1 protein-coding gene is annotated in these 573 nt (G+C 50.8%); it reads left to right on the top strand.

Features of this window, described 5'->3' with window-relative positions; genetic code table 11:
* Positions 1-100: 100 nt before the first annotated feature.
* Positions 101-573 (top strand): Hcp family type VI secretion system effector (locus CFE47_RS31460; protein WP_286843108.1); only part of this gene is annotated, 473 nt, incomplete at its 3' end.

Raw genomic sequence — 573 nt, 5'->3', positions numbered from 1 at the left:
ATTCCTACATCCAACTCGCACTATAAAAAGCGAAGCGTCCGATATTTCCTATTTCATTTTTTCCGTATGTTCGGGGCAGACAACTCAGAGTGTTTACCCCATGGCATACCACGGCTACATGTCCATCAAAGGACAATCCCAAGGCCTGATTTCGGCGGGCTGTTCGACCCAGGACTCTATCGGCAATAAGTGCCAGGAGGGTCATAAAGACGAAATCATGGTGATGTCCTATAACCACAACATGCTCAATACGGGCAACGTCAGGGCATCCACCCACGGTCCGGTGGTCATCACAAAAAACATTGATAAATCATCGCCTTTATTAGCCGTGGCTTTATCGAACAGAGAAGAACTGGACTGCGTAATTAACTTTTATCGCACGTCGCCGTCGGGTCAGCGCGAGAAGTACTACACCGTCGATATCAGGGGCTGCATCATCGCCAACCTGACGGTCGAGGTTCCGCACGCTGTCCTGTTAACCGATGTAGAAGCGCAGGAACACCTGGCCCTTCGTTATCGAGAGATCATCTGGACCCATCATCTCGCGGGCACCAGTGGTTACGGCTCATGGGA

Origin of the sequence: Pseudomonas sp. PGPPP1 (assembly GCF_002255865.1) — a bacterium.
In the GTDB taxonomy this organism is placed as follows: domain Bacteria; phylum Pseudomonadota; class Gammaproteobacteria; order Pseudomonadales; family Pseudomonadaceae; genus Aquipseudomonas; species Aquipseudomonas cremoris.
The sequence above is the reverse complement of the archived record's forward strand: the minus strand, read 5'-3'. Positions and strand labels throughout refer to the sequence as shown.